The sequence below is a fragment of the Natronomonas salina genome, from assembly GCF_013391105.1.
GTDB classification, from domain to species: domain Archaea; phylum Halobacteriota; class Halobacteria; order Halobacteriales; family Haloarculaceae; genus Natronomonas; species Natronomonas salina.
In genome coordinates this window covers 1,487,053-1,502,222 of record NZ_CP058335.1, presented here as the reverse complement: position 1 = coordinate 1,502,222, position 15,170 = coordinate 1,487,053, and the positions used below count along the sequence as shown (strand labels likewise).

The window sequence follows — 15,170 nt, the reverse complement described above, 5'->3', positions numbered from 1 at the left end:
TCCTCGCTATCGTACGCGCCAACAGGCATGACCGACGGACCGCCAGCGGCCGGCGACACCTACACCTACGAGCGGACCTTCACCCGCGAGGACGTCGAACGGTTCTGCGAGATCTCCGGCGACACCCAGCCCATCCACACGGAACCCGACGAGGAGGGCCGCCTCGTCGTCCAGGGGTTGCTCACCGCCACGCTGCCGACGAAGATCGGCGGCGACCTCGAGGTGCTGGCCACCCGGATGGAGTACGAGTTCCGCCGGCCGGTCCGGACGGGCGAGACCATCACCTGCGTCTGGGAGAACGAGTCGGTGACCGAACGCGAGGACCGCTACGAGCTGTCCGTGACCCTCTCCTGTACGAACGAGTCGGGGACGGAGGTGCTGTCGGGCGAGACCGACGGCATCATCTGGAAGGACGACGCTTGACCGTATGTTCCGCCACAATAGACGGGAAAATATTTTAGCCGACCGGCGGTAGCGCCGTCGTGGCCGAGGTCGACGTCGAACCGGTGTTCAAGACGCCCCGCCAGCGGCTGGTCCGGGACGTCCTGACCGCCGTGGTCGCCTGCGCCGTGTTCTGGCTCTTCCTGGGGGAGGCCCCGGGACTGCTGGGAGCTCTACTCCTGGTCGGTGGCTGTGTAGTCGCTCCCGTCTTCGTCATTGCGCTCGCCCGCGGTGTCGTACCTCGGTGGCCGAATCGCGGTGGCTGGAACTTGGTGATCGACGCCGCAATCGTCCTGGGCACCTACCTCCTGCTGACCTCCGTGCCGAACGAGGTCGCCTGGACCGGCGTCGGGTTCGCGGTCGGCGGACTCGTCGCGAGGCTGGCGCTCTACGCCACCGGCGAGTGGCGGCCCGGCGATCTGTCGTGACGATAGCGGCCGGGAACCCGACGGTGACGGCAGCCCTGACAATCGTCCCCTGGCGAATGCAGGGCGAGGGCTTCGGAGGTACCTCCCTCCGTATTCCCAGGCCTGGAACGGTAATACTTCACATTTGGACCAGGATTCAAATACCAGAACGCGCTCAGACCCCCCGTGCAGTCGTTCACGGACCTGGCGACGGCGGCCTACTGCCCGCGGAAGCTCTACTACCGTCGCGAGCACGGCGACTACGAGCCCCCCGACGAAGTTGCGGAGATACAGGCGCTCGCCTACCGCTACGAGGACCTCCTGGACCCGGACGCCGGCCTCGACGACGAGCCCATCGCGGTGACGGCCACGCAGTACCGCTCGAACCTCGGGAGCGCGAAGGCGCGGCTGGACCGCTGGGACGAACTGGCCGACCCGCCCGAGCGTGACGTCCTCCTGGAGGGCAAGGACTGCCGGGGAATCGCCCACAAGCTCATCGAGGACCCGCCGCTGCCCGTGATCGTCTCCGCCGGCGAGCCGCCGGAGCGCGGCGTCTGGGAGCCCCACTCCGTGCGCGCGACCGCGGCCGCGAAGGCGCTGGCCTGGGAGCTCGAACGCCCCGTCGAGCGCGCCGTCGTGGAGTACCCGGCCCACGGAATCGTCCGGCCGGTCCGGCTCACCACGCGCCGGAAGGCGACCTACCGGCGGGCGCTCAGGATCGCCCGCTCCATCGACGGGCCGCCCCCGCGGCTGCACGACGACTCGCGCTGCGAGAGCTGCGAGTACCGCGACGAGTGCGGCGTCCGGACGCGGTCGCTGCGCTCCCGGCTGTCGCTGTGAGCGTGAGAGAAGGGGCGTGCGCCCTCGTGGGGACGCGCCACCGGCCCGGGCCCGCGACCCCTCCGTCAGGGTCGCATGTACGCGTAGCCCTCGTCCTGCAGGCGCGTCACCTCGACGGCCCCTTCCGGAACCGTCTCGACGCCGTCGACGAGGTCCGCCTCCTCGAGCCCGAACGCCTCGAGCGTGTTGCTACAGCCCTTGAACGAGACGCCGTCGTCGAGCAGCGATCGCACCCGGTCTCCGTACTCCCCGTCGGCCGTCACGGCCTCGATGCCGCCCGCCTGCGCGACGACGGCGACCTCGTCGATGCTGCCGCTCTCGTCGTCGAGGAGGTTCCTCGCGATGTTGAGCGTCGTCTCCTGTTCGTCCCCGTCCCCCGAGATGAGGTGGAGTACTGTCTCCATACACCGGACTAGCGGCTCCCGACGGCTACGATGCGTGCTTGCAAGTCACGGCCTCCTCCCACAGCCGTCATTTTAGCCGGTCTCGGGACTGCAGGGGTCGACGTTCCGGGCCTCCCGTGCTGTGGTCGGGAGGGTGCCGGACCGGGTAACCCTCTTCAGTCCTGGCAGCCTACACTCGGACAGTGTCACAAGACGACCCGTTCGAGGGGCTCGATGTCCCCGACGACCCGACGGCGGATCTGGACAGGGCGACCCAGCAGCTGACGGTCCGGACGGAGAAACGCCGCTACGACAAGCCGATGACCGTCGTCGAGGGCTTCGAGGGGAGCACCGACCTCGACGACCTCGCCTCGCAGTTGAAGTCCGCGGTCGGCGCCGGGGGGACCGTGAAGGACGACGCCATCGAGGTCCAGGGCGACCACCGCGACCGCGTCAGCGAACTGCTCGAGGAGCGGGGCTTCCAGGTCGCCTGAGCTAGCTTACGGCTCGTTTTCCGCGCGGATTAGTGCTCGGCCAGCCACGCCTCTATCTCGTCGGCGCGGGCGCCGCGCCGGACGATCTCGCCGTCGGCGACGTTCACGACCGTGCTCTCGGTGCCGGGGGTCTCGCCGCCGTCGACGACGACCGCGCGCTCGCGGATCCCGGCGTCGAGTTCGTCGACGGTGCGGGCGCTGGGGTTGCCGCTCCGGTTCGCGCTCGTCGAGGTGATCGGGCCGGTCCGCCGGGCGAGGTCGCGCGCAAGGTCGTGGTCGGGGACGCGGATCCCGACGCGGTCGCGGTCGGCGACGAGGACGTCCGGGACGCGGTCGGTGCGCTCCAGCAGCACCGTCACCGGCCCCGGGAGGAACGCCTCGCAGAACGCGCGCTCGCGTTCGGTGGGGTTCGTGTAGTCCTCGGCGACGTCGACGTCCGGCAGCGCCATCGAGACGGGTTTCTCGCGCGAGCGCCCCTTCGCCTCGAAGACCCGCTCGACGGCCTCGGCGTCGAGGGCGTCGGCGGCCAGGCCGTACACCGTCTCGGTCGGGTAGACGACGAGGTCGCCGCGGCGGATCGCCGCGACGGCCTCGGTGAGGTCGTCGTCGGATGCCATCTCCCCGCTCACAGGTCGTCGATGGCGTCCTCGAGTTCGTCGTACGGCGGGAACTCGGGCCACTCGGTGGCGACCCAGCCGGACGTGATGGTGCGGTCCTCGTCGATGACGAAGACCGCGGGCCTGGGCTCGGCGACGCCGGTCATCCCGTCGAGGTCGTGGACGATGCCGTACTTCTCGGCGACGCCGTTCTGGGGGTCCGAGAACAGCCGGAACTGCTCGACGTCCCACTCCTCGAGGAACCGCGAGTGCTCGTACGGCGAGGAGATGGACAGCCCGACGACCTGGGCGTCGTACTCGTCCCAGTCACGGTCGTCGATCTCCTGCCAGATGTACGTCGACGGGAAGTCGCCGTCCATCGGGTGGAAGACCAGGACGACCGGCCCCTCGTCGGTGAGTTCGGACAGCGAGGCGTCCTCCCAGTACTCGTCGTTGACCAGCGGGCGGGTGAAGTCCGGCGCCTGCTCGCCGATCTCGGGGTGGTCGGCCGACCCGAGTTCGACGACGTCGAAGCCGAGGTTCACTCGTCGTCACCTCCGGCGGCGCTGGCGGTGACGTGCTCGGGGTCGACGTCTCCGTCGCCGTAGGTGGTCTCCAGATATTTCACGATGTTCGCACTCTCGCTCATCGTGACGCCGGTGTTCTCGTCGACGATGGCGGGGACGGTCCGGGCGCCGGTGAGGCGCTTGACCGCGTCCCGGCGGGAGTGTCGGCCCTCGACGAACCGCGAGCGGTACGGCAGGTCGAGGTCGTTCAGGACGCGGGCGACGCGCTCGCAGAACGGGCACGCCTGGAGCCGGTAGAACGTGATGTCGGGGTCCGTCATGGACGACCGTTGTGGCGCTCGGCGCCTAAGGGTGTCGCCCGCGGCCAGCCGCCGCACACGACCCCGATGGCGAGCGATTCGAGTCTCGCTTCCATGACAAGCCTTAATCCCGGCGGCGGAGAAAACCGCACGTCCAGATGGGATCCCTCCAGTGGTACGTCGTCGGCGCGCTCCAGACCGCTACGGACGCCGGTGACCTCCCGTTCAGCACCACGACGATCGGCCTCCTCGGCGGGTCGGCGATCCTCCTGTTGCTCGTCCTGTCGGCGTTCTTCTCGTCGTCGGAGATCGCCATGTTCTCGCTGCCGCCGCACCGGGTCGACGCGCTCGTGTCGGAGAACGTCCCGAGCGCGGAGACGCTGAAGCACCTCAAGGACGACCCCCACCGGCTGCTCGTCACCATCCTCGTCGGCAACAACATCGTCAACATCGCGATGTCGTCGATAGCGACGGGGCTGCTGGCGATCTACTTCTCGCAGTCAATGGCCGTCTTCCTGGCGACGTTCGGCATCACGGCGCTCGTGCTCCTGTTCGGCGAGAGCGCGCCGAAGTCCTACGCCGTCGAGAACACCGAGTCGTGGGCGCTCCGCATCGCCCGGCCGCTGCGGTTCGCCGAGTACCTGCTGTTGCCGCTCATCGTCACGTTCGACTACCTGACCCGGCAGGTCAACCGCCTGACCGGCGGGCAGTCCTCCATCGAGTCCACCTACGTCACCCGCGAGGAGATCCGCGACATCATCGAGACCGGCGAGCGCGCGGGCGTCCTCGAGGAGGACGAACGCGAGATGCTCCAGCGCATCTTCCGCTTCACGAACACCATCGCCAAGGAGATCATGACGCCGCGGCTCGACATGGAGGCCGTCTCGAAGGACGCCACCGTCGACGAGGCGATCCAGGCCTGCGTCCGGTCGGGGCACACCCGCGTCCCCGTCTACGACGGCAGTCTCGACAACGTCATGGGCATCGTCCACGTCTCGGATCTGATCCGCGACAACGCCTACGGCGAGCGCGAGGACCTCGACCTGGAGGACCTCATCGAGGAGACGCTGCACGTCCCCGAGTCGAAGAACGTCGACGAGCTGCTGGCGGAGATGCGGGAGACCCGGATGCACATGGTCATCGTCATCGATGAGTTCGGGACGACCGAGGGGCTCGTCACGATGGAGGACATCACCGAGGAGATCGTCGGCGAGATCCTGCAGGCCGGCGAGGAGGAGCCCATCGAGTTCCTCGACGACCGGACGGCCATCGTCAAGGGCGAACTGAACATCGACGAGATCAACGAGGAACTCGACATCGACATCCCGGAGGGCGAGGAGTTCGAGACCATCGCCGGCTTCATCTTCAACCGCGCCGGCCGGCTCGTCGAGGAGGGCGAGGTCATCGAGTACGACGGCATCGAGATCCACGTCGAGCGCGTCGAGAACACCCGGATCATGAAGGCGCGACTCGTCAGGACCGAGGACTACGACGAGAAGCGGGAGGAAGAGCCGCCGGAAGAGGAGTCCTGAATTCTCGCGCCGCCGTTCAGAGCAGCGCGGTCACGCCCAGGTAGCCGCCGTAGCCGAGGACGCCGGCGCCCAGCAGCGAGCCGAACCACGCCAGCACCGTGTAACCCATCTTGCCGCCGCTGACGCCGCCGGAGCCCGCCGAGGCGCCGGCCCCCACGACCGCGGAGACGATGATCTCGTTGAACGAGATGGGGACGCCCAGGAAGATGGCGGTCTGGGCGATGACGAACGACGGGATGAGCGCCGCGATCGAGCGGCGCGGTCCCAGCGAGGAGTAGTCCTGCGAGATGGCCTTGATCATCCGCGGGGCCGCGGTCCACGAGCCGAGCAGGAGGCCGACGCCGCCGCCGAACAGCAGGGCGACGAGCGGGATCGAGAAGCTCGCGGTGTCGAACAGCGGCAGCAGCGGCCCGAGCGCGAGGCCGACCTGGCTGCCGCCCGCCGAGAAGGCGACGAGGCCGCCGAGGGCCAAGAGGAAGTGCCGCTGACCCGCCGGCTCGCTCTTCCGCATGTCGGCCGCGAGCAGGCCGGCGACGACCGCGGCGGCCAGCAGCGTCACGGCCGCCTGCTGGAGCAGCCCGGAGCCGACGGACGTCGCGACGCTCTCGGCCTCGCCGGGCGCCCCCAGCAGGACGAACTCGACGTTGGCGAGGATCGCACCGACGACGCCGGCCAGCGCCGGGATGGCCAGCCGCTCGGTGACGGCCTCGTTCCGGAGGAGCTTCGCGGTCCCGTAGGCGACGCCGCCGCCGACGAACGGCGTCAACGTCCAGACGGCCAGGATCTCGTAGTACTTCGCCCACGCCGGGCCGCCGCCCATCGCGAGGCCGGTACCGACGACGGCGCCGGTGACGGTGAACGCCGTCGCGATGGGGTAGCCGGTGAAGATGCCGACGGCGACGAGGCCGGCGGCGATGGACAGCGCGACGATGGCCGCGACCGGCGACAGCGTCGTCCCGACGACGAGTTCGCGGCCGACGGCCTCGGTGACGTTGGCGCCCTGCAGCGTGGCGCCGAGCAGCCCGAGGATGCCGACGAGGAACCCCGCCCGCATCACCGAGATGGCGTTGGCGCCCACCGCGGGCGCGAACGGCGTCGATCCCGAGGAGCCGGCGCCGATGGCCCACGCCATGAAGAGGCTCGCCCCCCCGGCAGCCACGAACGTCGCGACCGTCCCCGCGTCCATTGGCAGTCCGTACGCCGTCCCCCCGTATAAAGACCGGTCGAACGCGGCGACGAACGCGAAAACCGTTTCCCGGCCGCGCGCCCAGCCGGAGGTGTGTCCGACGACGGAGCGGACGACGCCTACCTGACGCTCGCCGACCGCGCGAGTGCCCGCTTCGCCGTCCAGGGCTCGGAGTTCATCGGCCACGCCGCCCCCGTCGAGAGCGTCGACGCGGCCGAGGCGTTCGTCGAGTCCGTCGAGGCCGAGTACCCGGACGCGACCCACAACGTCCCCGCCTACCGGGTGCGGGCAGACCCGTTCCGGGAGTACTCGTCGGACGACGGCGAGCCGTCGGGCAGCGCCGGGAAGCCGATGCTGTCGGTGCTGCAGGGCCGGGACCTCGAGAACGTCGCGGTCGTCGTCACCCGGTACTACGGCGGGACGAACCTCGGGGTCGGCGGGCTGGTCCGGGCGTACTCGCAGGCGACGAAGGACGCCGTCGACGCCGCCGGCACCGTCGAGGAGCGCCCCCACGAGCGGTTCGCCGCGACCGTCGACTACGACGACTCCGGGACGGTCCGGGGCGTCCTGGAGAGCGAGGCCGTCGAGTTCGACGCCGACTACGGCGAGCGCGTGACCTTCGAAGTCCGGGTCCCGGTCGCCGACGCCGACGCGGTCCGGGACCGCCTGCGGAGCGCGACCAGCGGCCGGGTGGAGCTGTAGTTCGAGTGCGCGGCGTCGCCCCGTTCCGATCGGTCGATCCCGCGCCGTGCGCCGGCCGTCTGACGCTTCGACAGGAGCGAAACCACAACCAGGCGGTAACTTCCAGGCGAAGGTAGGGGGTTCGACGGGCGGACGTGACCCTGAAGCGACGACGGAAAACGAGAATCTGGACCGGAAACGAGGGGCACTACGCCGGCGGGAATCGGAGTCGGGTCGCCGGGGTCAGGTCCCGAACGCGCGGTCGCCGGCGTCGCCGACGCCGGGGACGATGTAGCCGTCCTCGTCGAGGCGCTCGTCGATGCTGACCGTGAGGACGTCCGCCTGCGGGAACGCCTCGTCGACGCGGACGAGCCCCGGCGGGGCGCTGACCGCCGAGAGGATGACGAGCCGCTCCGGATCGCCCTTCGCGAGGACCTCCTCGAGGACGGCGACCATCGTGCTGCCGGTGGCGAGCATGGGGTCCGCGACGATGACGGTGTCGTCCTCGTCGATGTCCGGGAGCTTCACGTAGTCGACGGTGATCGGGAACTCGCCGGAGTCGTCCATCCCGGCGTCCTCGTCGCGGCCAGCCGAGATGACCCCCTGGCGGGCGTGCGGGAACGCCTCGACGAGCCCCTCGACGAACGGCGTCGCCGCCCGGAGGACGTTGACGATGACGACGTCGTCGAGGCCCTTGACCACCTCGCCGGTGGTCTCGGCCAGCGGCGTCGTGATGGAGACGTACTCGGTGTCCATCATGCCGTCGATGATCTCGTAGCCGCAGAGTCGCCCGAGTTCGACGAGGCCGTTGCGGAACGCCACCTGGTCGGTCTCGTCCGACCGAAGCTCCGAGAGGGTGTGCTTCGCCAGCGCGTGGGTGATGACGTGGGCGTCATCGCGGTCCTCGATTGGCATACCGGTAGCGCGTGCGCCGCGGGCTTAAAGCCAACCGAAGTGCCGGCTCGGCGACTGCCACGGCGACAAGACGTAAGGCCCCGCATATCCAACGGGGATTCGATGGAAGTCCAGGAGAGCGTCTCCGGGTTCAAGGTGCGCGGGAGCTGGGTCGACGTCGTCGAGCACGGCGAGCGGCTCACCCGAGCGCTCAAGGACGTCGCCGACGAGGGCCAGCCGGTCGAGGAGGAGGCCCTCGAGGCGTGGGACGAGTGGCGTCCCAAGGCCGACGAGCGCCTCGGCGAGGACGTCAACCAGAAGACCGCAGAGCAGGCCAGCGTCGGCGAGGGTACCGGCGAGAAGGCCGGCAAGGACCCCGACGAGGACCTCAAGACCGCCGGCGAGAAGCTCGCTGACTCCTACGACAACCTCGAGGAGCCCGGCGAGGCCGTCAACGAGTGGCGCGAGTCGATCAACTACGTCGCCCGCGCCGCCGACTCGGCGACCCGCAAGGCCCTCCGGAAGGTCGAGGGCAGCGTCTACAAGAACGTGATGACGCAGGTGTCGCCGTACTACTTCGACAACGAACTCGTCAGCGCGAACCTCCAGCGGGCCGACACCGACGACTACGTCTTCGAGGTGAACGTCAACGACGACGACCTCAAGATCCGCGTCTCCAACAAGCTGGCCGACTACGAGACCTCCGTCGACCGCTGGCACGTCGACACCCCCAAGGACACCGACGTCGCCGAGGCCGTCGAGGGCCACGCCCCGCCCGAGGAGCCCGAGACCGCCGGCGACTCCGACCCCAAGAAGAACTAGCGGCGACGGCCCCTCACTCCAGTTCGATCTTCCGGACGAAGTCCATCGAGCGGATCTCGTTGATGAGTTCGCCGTCCAGCGGTTCGTCCGTGATGATGTAGAGCTTCGGCTCGTCGGTGAACTCCGGGTCCTCGCTGATGGTCTGCCGGATCGAGATACCGGCGTCGGCGATGCGGCCCGTGATCTCGGCGACGATGCCGGGCTGGTCGGCATCGGCGACGCGGACGGTCAGGACGGTGAGGTCGAGGACCGGCGCGAGGTCCATCAGCGAGGGGATGGCCGAGATGTTCTGGAAGATGCGTCGCAGCTCCTCGTCGGCGAGGATGGCGTCGGTGGTGGCGTCGACGACGCGGCGGTCGACGTCGATCTCCCGGGCGATGCCGGTGTTCGGGATCTCGATGCCGCCGGAGACGACCCGCCCCTCGTCGTTGACCGAGAACCCCCGCTCGAGCAGCAGCCGGATGACGGCCTGCTGGCTCGGGCTGTCCTCGAACTTCAGCATGATCTCTTCGAACACGCTCACCACCTCTCGCGCCGATGGACTGCTGGTTCGCACATGGAGCGTCTACTCGACGTAGCGCGCCGCGACGACAAAAACGGTGTGCCGACGGCCGGGCGAAATCGGGCGTCGACGGTCGGAGGCGGACCGGTGGGTCGGTCGCGACGTGGGATCCGAGGCGGTCAGCGTTCGATTCCGGCGACAGAGGTATTAGTATATGGTGTCGAACAGGGTGGCAATGGGGGGCGTCAGGGGAGTTCCCGGACCGCAGCGTCGGGACGCGCTGGAGTTGCTGGAGTCAGCCGTCGAGTCGGTGACGGCCGGCGGGCCGACGCCGTTCCGGAGCGTCGAGTTCGGGCCGAACGGCGGCGAGCTCGGCTTCGACGTCCGCCGCGGCTCGCTGATCGTCGAGTACCAGACGCGGACGAACGCGCTGGAGGAGCCCCCCGACTTCGACGCCACGAACGGCGCCCTCGTCGACATCTCCGAGCACGTCCCGCTGGCCGAGGCCGGCGAGGAGTACGCGCAGGTCGAGGCCCAGGTCGTCGACCTCGTCGCGTCGGCGGTCCCGGCGGTCCCGGCCCCCGATGCCCTCGACGCCGTGATGGTCTGGCCGGTCCCCGACGAGGCCGGGCTCTACCTCGTCGGGTTCGACACCGGCCGGAAGAAGTTCATCTACGCCGGCGGGTTCCGCATCCCGTCGTCGGCGATGGCGGGCGGTCGTGCCGACGGCGGAGAGGCCGGCGGAATCACCCGCGGCAATTCTCGGTAGCAGACCAGCGCTTTTCCGCGTACGGCGTCCAGTTCGGGCATGGAACTCTCTGAGATGTTCGCGGAGATGCCGTTCAACGACCACCTGGGCATCGAGCTGCAGGAGGCGGCGGACGGCTACGCGGTCGGGCACCTCGAGCTCGAGGAGGAGCACTCCTCGAACCCGGGGAAGCTGATCGCCCACGGCGGCGTCACCTACTCGCTGGCCGACTCGGTCGCCGGCGCCGCCGTGGTCTCGGCGAACCACGAGGTGACGCCGACCATCGACATGCGCATCGACTACCTCGCGCCAGCGACCGGCGGGACGCTGGAGGCGTCGGCCCAGGTGGTCCACAACGGCGACAACGTCGCGACCGTCGAGGTCGACGTCACCGACGACGACGGGACCGAGATCGCGATGGCCAGGGGGACGTACAAGTCGGACGGCGGCGAGGGCGACTCGCCGTGGACCGACGAAGGCGACGCGTGACGGCCCCGGAGTGGCGAACAGGCGGTGCGGTCCGTCGGGCCGGCGCTGCACCGCGCTCCCGCGAGACGCCGGCCGGCGTCGGGTCAGGACACGGCGCCGATGGTCGCGGCTTCGTACGTAAACCGTCGTCCGCCGTGTCGTCGCGACGGCCGCGCTGGTCGTCGCGTGAAGAAATGTGGGGAGGAGAGACGGACTCGCTGGCCGTTCAGAAGGTCTCGAGGTAGCGGTCGAGTTCCCAGTCGGAGACGTCCACCAGGTACTCCTCGAACTCCTGGGTCTTCGCCTCGACGAACTTCTCGCCGACGTGCTCGCCGAGGGCGTCGAGGATGACCTCGTCTTCCTCGAGCGCTTCGACGGCCTGGCCGAGGTTCTGCGGGAGCGTCTCGATGCCGTGCTCCTCGCGCTTCTGCTCGTCGAACTCGTAGATGTTCTCACGCACCGGGTCCGGGCAGTCGAGGCCCTTCTCGATGCCGTCGAGGCCGGCGTGGATGAGCGCCGCGAAGGCGAGGTAGGGGTTACACGACGGATCGGGGAAGCGCGCCTCGATGCGGCTGGCGGCCGGGACGCGCGCGGCCGGCTTCCGGATGAGTGCCGAGCGGTTGCGGTCCGACCACGCGATGTAGACCGGGGCCTCGTAGCCGGGGACGAGGCGCTTGTAACTGTTCACGGTCGGGTCGGTGACGGCGGTGATCGCCGGCGCGTGCTCGAGGATGCCCGCGGTGAACTGCTTGGCCGTCTCGCTGAGGTTGAACTCGTCGTCCTCGTCGTGGAAGGCGTTCTCGCCGTCCTCGGTGAACAGCGACAGGTGGGTGTGCATCCCGGAGCCGTTGATCTTCGGGATCGGCTTCGGCATGAACGTCGCGTGCAGGTCGTGCTGGGCCGCGATCGCACGGACGACCGTCCGGAACGTCCCCACGTTGTCGGCGGTGGTGAGCGCGTCGTCGTACTCGAAGTTGATCTCGTGCTGGCCGCGGGCGACCTCGTGGTGGGAGGCCTCGATCTCGAAGCCCATCTCCTCGAGGCCGTAGATGATGTCGCGGCGGACGTCGGAGGCGAGGTCCTTCGGTGCCAGGTCGAAGTAGCCGCCGGCGTCGTTGGTCTTCGTCGTCGCGCGGCCGTCCTCGTCCTCCTCGAAGAGGAAGAACTCCGGCTCGGGGGCGGCGTTGACCTCGTAGCCCATGTCGTTGGCTCGCTGGATGGCCTTCTTGAGGACGTAGCGCGGGTCGCCCTTGAACGGCTCGCCGGTCGAGGTGTTGTAGACGTCGCAGATCATCCGCGCGGAGGCGCCCTCCTCGCGCTTCCGCCACGGCAGGACCGAGAAGGTGCTCGCGTCCGGGATGAGCCGCATGTCGGACTCCTGGATGCGGACGAAGCCCTCGATGGAGGACCCGTCGAAGTAGATACCCTCCGTGAAGGCCTTCTCGGCCTGCTCGGCGGGGACGGAGACGTTCTTGACCGTCCCGAGGATGTCGGTGAACTGCAGCCGCAGGAAGTCGACGTTCTTCTCGTCTATCTCGTCGAGCACGCTCTGTGCTTGGGGGGAGAGGCCACCGTCGGTGGCTACGTTGTCGTTCGTCATTTTTCTCGTCGTCCGCTTCGAAGCAGCCTACTACTTTAACCTTGCTGCTCTGCGCAAATCTCCCGTCTCTCACAGAAGAAGTGGATATTCGTAAAGTTCTAAACCCCTGGGGTAGTAGTAGGGCGTAATGACGTACGAAAATCTCGACCGCAAATTGGTGAACGCACTCCTGGAGGACGGCCGGGCCTCGCTGCGCTCGCTCGGGGAGGACCTCGACGTCTCCGTGACGACCGTCTCGAACCACATCTCGGACCTCGAGGACGACGGCATCATCGAGGGGTACGCCCCGCGCGTCAACTACGGCAAACTCGGCTACGACGTCACCGCCATCATCCAGATGAAGGTCGAGGGCAGCGCCCTGCCGGAGATCACCGACCGCCTCGCCGACCACAAGCACATGGTGTCGGTCTACGAGGTCACCGGCGACCACGACATCGTCGCCATCGGGAAGTTCAACGACACCGACCACATGAACGACCAGATCAAGGAACTGCTCATCGACCCCGACATCAAGGAGTCCAACACCAGCGTCGTGCTCAACACCGTCACCGAGAACGAGCAGTTCGACCTGGAGTACTGAGCGGCGCGGTAGACCATCGCCGTTCGACTCTCGCTAGTAATAAACCCTCAACGCGTGAGTTCGCTACGGTCACGCATGGTTAAGTGCGTCCTGTCGTATCACCGGGTATGACCGACTGGAGAGAGGTCGAACGTGAGTACACGGACGAGGTGATCGGGGAGACGACGATTCCGCGCCTCTTCTTCGACGCGGTCGGCCGATACGGGGACCGCCCCGCCCAGGAGTACAAGGGTGCCGTCTCGGACCGGTCGATGACGCCCGGGGTCCTCCCACAGCCGGCGGCCGGGGAGTACGAGGCGATCACCTACTCGGAGATGGCGAAGGCGGTGAGCCGGCTCGCGACCGGCTTCCGGGAGCTGGGCGTCGGGCCTGACGACCGCGTCGCCATCTACTCGGACACCCGGGCCGAGTGGGCCCAGACCGACCTCGCCGTCCAGACGGCCGGCGGCGTCGTGGCGACCGTCTACCGGGAGTCCTCGGAGGAGCAGGTCCGGTACCTGCTGGAGGACAGCGAGGCGATGGGCTGCGTCGTGGAGAACGAGGCGCTCTTGGAGACGGTGCTGGACGTCTCGGACGACCTCGACCTGGAGTTCGTCGTCGTCATGGACCGCGTCACCGCGGACGTCGACGAGGTGACCGCCGACCACGCCGCCTGGGAGAACGTCTACACGCTCGCGAAGGTCTACGAGCTGGGCGCCGAGCGCTACGACGACGCGACCCTCGAGTCGTGGCTCGGTGAGCGCGACTGGACGTCGCTGTCCTCCATCGTGTACACGTCGGGGACCACGGGGACGCCGAAGGGCGTCGAGCTGACCCACGAAAACTGGCGGACGTGCCTGAACCAGGTCCACCGGCGCGTCGGCCCGCGGCCCGACAAGGGGCCGGACGTCCCGACCCTGGAGGCCGGGATGACGTCGCTGTCGTTCCTGCCGCTGGCCCACGCCTTCGAGCGCATCGTCCACTACCTGGAGTTCGCGACCGGCGTGACCATCGCCTACGCCGAGAGCGCCGAGACCGTCGGCGACGACATCGAGCAGGTCGCTCCGGAGGCCGCCGCCTCGGTCCCGCGGGTCTACGAGCGGATCTACAAGCAGATGCGCGAGCAGGCCGCCGAGTCGCCCGTCCGCGAGCGGATCTTCGAGTGGGCGGTCGGGGTCGGCCAGCGGTACGACGAGGCCGACGACCCCGGCCTGGGGCTGAAGGCCAAGCGGGCGGTCGCCGACCGGCTGGTCTACTCGCAGGTCCGGGAGGCCCTCGGCGGCAACGTCCAGCTGCTGGTCTCCGGGGGCGGCTCGCTCTCGGAGGACCTCGCGAAGCTCTACGGGGCCATGGGGCTGACCATCGTCGAGGGGTACGGGCTCACCGAGACCGCGCCGGTACTGACGCTCAACCCGCCGGAGGACACCCGCCCGGGGACGATGGGCCTCGCGCTGTGCGACGTCGACCTGGCGCTCGACCCGTTCCCGTACGACCTCAACTCGGTCAACTCCGCGGAGACGGGCGAGGCGACCGATGGCGAGGTCGGCGAGCTGCTCGCGAAGGGGCCGAACGTCTTCGACCGCTACTGGAACGACCCGGAGGCGACCGACGCGGCGTTCACCGAGGACGGCTACTTCCGGACCGGCGACGTGGTCGCCCGCGACGAGGACGGCTACTTCACGTTCGTCGACCGGGTCAAGCAGCTGCTGGTCCTCGATACGGGCAAGAACGTCGCGCCGGAACCCATCGAGGACGCGTTCGCCACCTCGGCGCGCGTCGACCAGCTGATGGTCGTCGGCGACGACCGGAAGTTCGTCGCCGCGCTCGTCGTCCCGGACTTCGAGCTCATGGAGTCGTGGGCCGCCACCGAGGACGTCGACCTGCCCGAGGACCGCGCGGCCATCTGCCGGGACGAGCGCGTCCGCGAGTGGATCGGCGAGGACGTCGAGCGGATCAACGCGGACCTGTCGAAGTCCGAGCAGATCAAGGAGTTCCGACTGGTCCCCCACGGGTGGACCACCGACAACGACCTGCTGACGCCGTCGATGAAGAAGAAGCGCCGGCACATCCGCCAGGAGTTCGAGTCCGCCATCGAGGACATCTACGGCGAGGAGGACGTGGAGGCGGTCCAGGCCCACGACTGACGTCGGGACTCGCCCCAGGCCCCGCGGAATCCAGGGGCCGAGGAATT

The 15,170-nt window shown here is 68.9% G+C and carries 19 protein-coding genes; 11 read left to right on the top strand and 8 right to left on the bottom strand.

The genetic code is table 11. The annotated features are described in order from the left end of the window. The first annotated feature begins 27 nt into the window (after positions 1–27). From HWV07_RS08055 to HWV07_RS08045, 3 genes are all read left to right on the top strand, one after another. Positions 28–423, top strand: a complete 396-nt coding sequence (locus tag HWV07_RS08055) for a MaoC/PaaZ C-terminal domain-containing protein (protein ID WP_178333805.1) — start codon at positions 28–30, stop codon at positions 421–423. A 59-nt stretch (positions 424–482) separates the two neighbouring features. Continuing rightward, entirely contained in the window at positions 483–869 is a 387-nt protein-coding gene (locus tag HWV07_RS08050) for a hypothetical protein (protein ID WP_178333804.1), read from the top strand. 165 nt (positions 870–1,034) lie between these two features. After that, positions 1,035–1,688 (top strand): CRISPR-associated protein Cas4, encoded by a 654-nt coding sequence (locus HWV07_RS08045; protein WP_178333803.1) that lies wholly within the window; start codon positions 1,035–1,037, stop codon positions 1,686–1,688. Positions 1,689–1,753: 65 nt separating this feature from the next. On the opposite strand, the gene HWV07_RS08040 is transcribed toward HWV07_RS08045, so the two are convergent. Beyond that, positions 1,754–2,092: a DsrE family protein gene (locus tag HWV07_RS08040; protein ID WP_178333802.1), complete on the bottom strand. Its 339-nt coding sequence runs from the start codon at positions 2,090–2,092 to the stop codon at positions 1,754–1,756. Positions 2,093–2,274: 182 nt separating this feature from the next. Between HWV07_RS08040 and HWV07_RS08035 the strand changes: the two genes are divergently transcribed. Continuing rightward, positions 2,275–2,565 carry an SUI1 family translation initiation factor gene (locus tag HWV07_RS08035; protein WP_178333801.1) on the top strand — a complete coding sequence of 97 codons (291 nt, stop codon included), beginning with the start codon at positions 2,275–2,277 and terminating at the stop codon, positions 2,563–2,565. A gap of 29 nt (positions 2,566–2,594) precedes the next feature. Here the strand turns inward: HWV07_RS08035 and HWV07_RS08030 are convergent, their stop codons facing one another. From HWV07_RS08030 to HWV07_RS08020, 3 genes are read right to left on the bottom strand one after another with little or no spacing between them, the layout of a single operon-like run. Next, positions 2,595–3,182: an L-threonylcarbamoyladenylate synthase gene (locus HWV07_RS08030; protein WP_178333800.1), complete on the bottom strand. Its 588-nt coding sequence runs from the start codon at positions 3,180–3,182 to the stop codon at positions 2,595–2,597. Positions 3,183–3,190: 8 nt separating this feature from the next. After that, on the bottom strand, positions 3,191–3,706 hold the full coding sequence (locus tag HWV07_RS08025; protein ID WP_178333799.1) for a redoxin domain-containing protein: 516 nt from the start codon (positions 3,704–3,706) through the stop codon (positions 3,191–3,193). Further along, positions 3,703–4,008 carry a glutathione S-transferase N-terminal domain-containing protein gene (locus tag HWV07_RS08020; RefSeq protein WP_178333798.1) on the bottom strand — a complete coding sequence of 102 codons (306 nt, stop codon included), beginning with the start codon at positions 4,006–4,008 and terminating at the stop codon, positions 3,703–3,705. Before HWV07_RS08020 ends, HWV07_RS08025 begins: the two co-directional genes overlap by 4 nt. 137 nt (positions 4,009–4,145) lie before the next feature. On the opposite strand from HWV07_RS08020, the gene HWV07_RS08015 reads away from it, so the two are divergent. Continuing rightward, positions 4,146–5,519 carry a hemolysin family protein gene (locus HWV07_RS08015; RefSeq protein WP_178333797.1) on the top strand — a complete coding sequence of 458 codons (1,374 nt, stop codon included), beginning with the start codon at positions 4,146–4,148 and terminating at the stop codon, positions 5,517–5,519. Positions 5,520–5,535: 16 nt separating this feature from the next. On the opposite strand, the gene HWV07_RS08010 is transcribed toward HWV07_RS08015, so the two are convergent. Next, positions 5,536–6,705 carry an inorganic phosphate transporter gene (locus HWV07_RS08010; protein WP_178333796.1) on the bottom strand — a complete coding sequence of 390 codons (1,170 nt, stop codon included), beginning with the start codon at positions 6,703–6,705 and terminating at the stop codon, positions 5,536–5,538. Positions 6,706–6,798: 93 nt separating this feature from the next. On the opposite strand from HWV07_RS08010, the gene HWV07_RS08005 reads away from it, so the two are divergent. After that, positions 6,799–7,407 carry an IMPACT family protein gene (locus HWV07_RS08005; protein ID WP_178333795.1) on the top strand — a complete coding sequence of 203 codons (609 nt, stop codon included), beginning with the start codon at positions 6,799–6,801 and terminating at the stop codon, positions 7,405–7,407. A gap of 222 nt (positions 7,408–7,629) precedes the next feature. On the opposite strand, the gene upp is transcribed toward HWV07_RS08005, so the two are convergent. Then, the gene (upp, locus tag HWV07_RS08000) at positions 7,630–8,301 is read right to left on the bottom strand and encodes a uracil phosphoribosyltransferase (RefSeq protein WP_178333794.1); all 672 of its coding nucleotides are present in this window, start codon (positions 8,299–8,301) and stop codon (positions 7,630–7,632) included. Between the two features lie 102 nt (positions 8,302–8,403). Between upp and HWV07_RS07995 the strand changes: the two genes are divergently transcribed. Continuing rightward, on the top strand, positions 8,404–9,102 hold the full coding sequence (locus tag HWV07_RS07995; RefSeq protein WP_178333793.1) for a DUF5828 family protein: 699 nt from the start codon (positions 8,404–8,406) through the stop codon (positions 9,100–9,102). Positions 9,103–9,115: 13 nt separating this feature from the next. Here the strand turns inward: HWV07_RS07995 and trpY are convergent, their stop codons facing one another. After that, complete coding sequence (trpY, locus tag HWV07_RS07990; protein WP_178336020.1) at positions 9,116–9,619, bottom strand: TrpY family transcription regulator; 504 nt, start codon at positions 9,617–9,619, stop codon at positions 9,116–9,118. Positions 9,620–9,839: 220 nt separating this feature from the next. Between trpY and HWV07_RS07985 the strand changes: the two genes are divergently transcribed. Both HWV07_RS07985 and HWV07_RS07980 read left to right on the top strand, forming a co-directional pair. Further along, positions 9,840–10,373, top strand: coding sequence for a hypothetical protein (locus HWV07_RS07985; RefSeq protein ID WP_178333792.1), 534 nt, complete (start codon positions 9,840–9,842; stop codon positions 10,371–10,373). 39 nt (positions 10,374–10,412) lie between these two features. Then, complete coding sequence (locus tag HWV07_RS07980; RefSeq protein WP_178333791.1) at positions 10,413–10,841, top strand: PaaI family thioesterase; 429 nt, start codon at positions 10,413–10,415, stop codon at positions 10,839–10,841. 205 nt (positions 10,842–11,046) lie between these two features. On the opposite strand, the gene glnA is transcribed toward HWV07_RS07980, so the two are convergent. Next, a complete protein-coding gene (glnA, locus tag HWV07_RS07975) occupies positions 11,047–12,420 on the bottom strand; it encodes a type I glutamate--ammonia ligase (RefSeq protein WP_178333790.1) in 1,374 nt (457 codons plus the stop codon). Between the two features lie 127 nt (positions 12,421–12,547). Between glnA and lrp the strand changes: the two genes are divergently transcribed. After that, positions 12,548–13,000: an HTH-type transcriptional regulator Lrp gene (lrp, locus tag HWV07_RS07970; protein WP_178333789.1), complete on the top strand. Its 453-nt coding sequence runs from the start codon at positions 12,548–12,550 to the stop codon at positions 12,998–13,000. Between the two features lie 107 nt (positions 13,001–13,107). Then, positions 13,108–15,123 (top strand): AMP-dependent synthetase/ligase, encoded by a 2,016-nt coding sequence (locus tag HWV07_RS07965; protein ID WP_178333788.1) that lies wholly within the window; start codon positions 13,108–13,110, stop codon positions 15,121–15,123. Positions 15,124–15,170 lie beyond the last annotated feature (47 nt).

What these genes read in the sequence shown, in the direction of transcription:
- HWV07_RS08055 (WP_178333805.1), top strand. Translation starts at nt 28, where the DNA reads ATGACCGACGGACCGCCAGCGGCCGGCGACACCTACACCTACGAGCGG.
- HWV07_RS08040 (WP_178333802.1), bottom strand. Translation starts at nt 2,092, where the DNA reads ATGGAGACAGTACTCCACCTCATCTCGGGGGACGGGGACGAACAGGAG.
- HWV07_RS08030 (WP_178333800.1), bottom strand. Translation starts at nt 3,182, where the DNA reads ATGGCATCCGACGACGACCTCACCGAGGCCGTCGCGGCGATCCGCCGC.
- HWV07_RS08020 (WP_178333798.1), bottom strand. Translation starts at nt 4,008, where the DNA reads ATGACGGACCCCGACATCACGTTCTACCGGCTCCAGGCGTGCCCGTTC.
- HWV07_RS08015 (WP_178333797.1), top strand. Translation starts at nt 4,146, where the DNA reads ATGGGATCCCTCCAGTGGTACGTCGTCGGCGCGCTCCAGACCGCTACG.
- HWV07_RS08010 (WP_178333796.1), bottom strand. Translation starts at nt 6,705, where the DNA reads ATGGACGCGGGGACGGTCGCGACGTTCGTGGCTGCCGGGGGGGCGAGC.
- upp (WP_178333794.1), bottom strand. Translation starts at nt 8,301, where the DNA reads ATGCCAATCGAGGACCGCGATGACGCCCACGTCATCACCCACGCGCTG.
- HWV07_RS07995 (WP_178333793.1), top strand. Translation starts at nt 8,404, where the DNA reads ATGGAAGTCCAGGAGAGCGTCTCCGGGTTCAAGGTGCGCGGGAGCTGG.
- HWV07_RS07985 (WP_178333792.1), top strand. Translation starts at nt 9,840, where the DNA reads ATGGGGGGCGTCAGGGGAGTTCCCGGACCGCAGCGTCGGGACGCGCTG.
- HWV07_RS07980 (WP_178333791.1), top strand. Translation starts at nt 10,413, where the DNA reads ATGGAACTCTCTGAGATGTTCGCGGAGATGCCGTTCAACGACCACCTG.
- glnA (WP_178333790.1), bottom strand. Translation starts at nt 12,420, where the DNA reads ATGACGAACGACAACGTAGCCACCGACGGTGGCCTCTCCCCCCAAGCA.
- lrp (WP_178333789.1), top strand. Translation starts at nt 12,548, where the DNA reads ATGACGTACGAAAATCTCGACCGCAAATTGGTGAACGCACTCCTGGAG.
- HWV07_RS07965 (WP_178333788.1), top strand. Translation starts at nt 13,108, where the DNA reads ATGACCGACTGGAGAGAGGTCGAACGTGAGTACACGGACGAGGTGATC.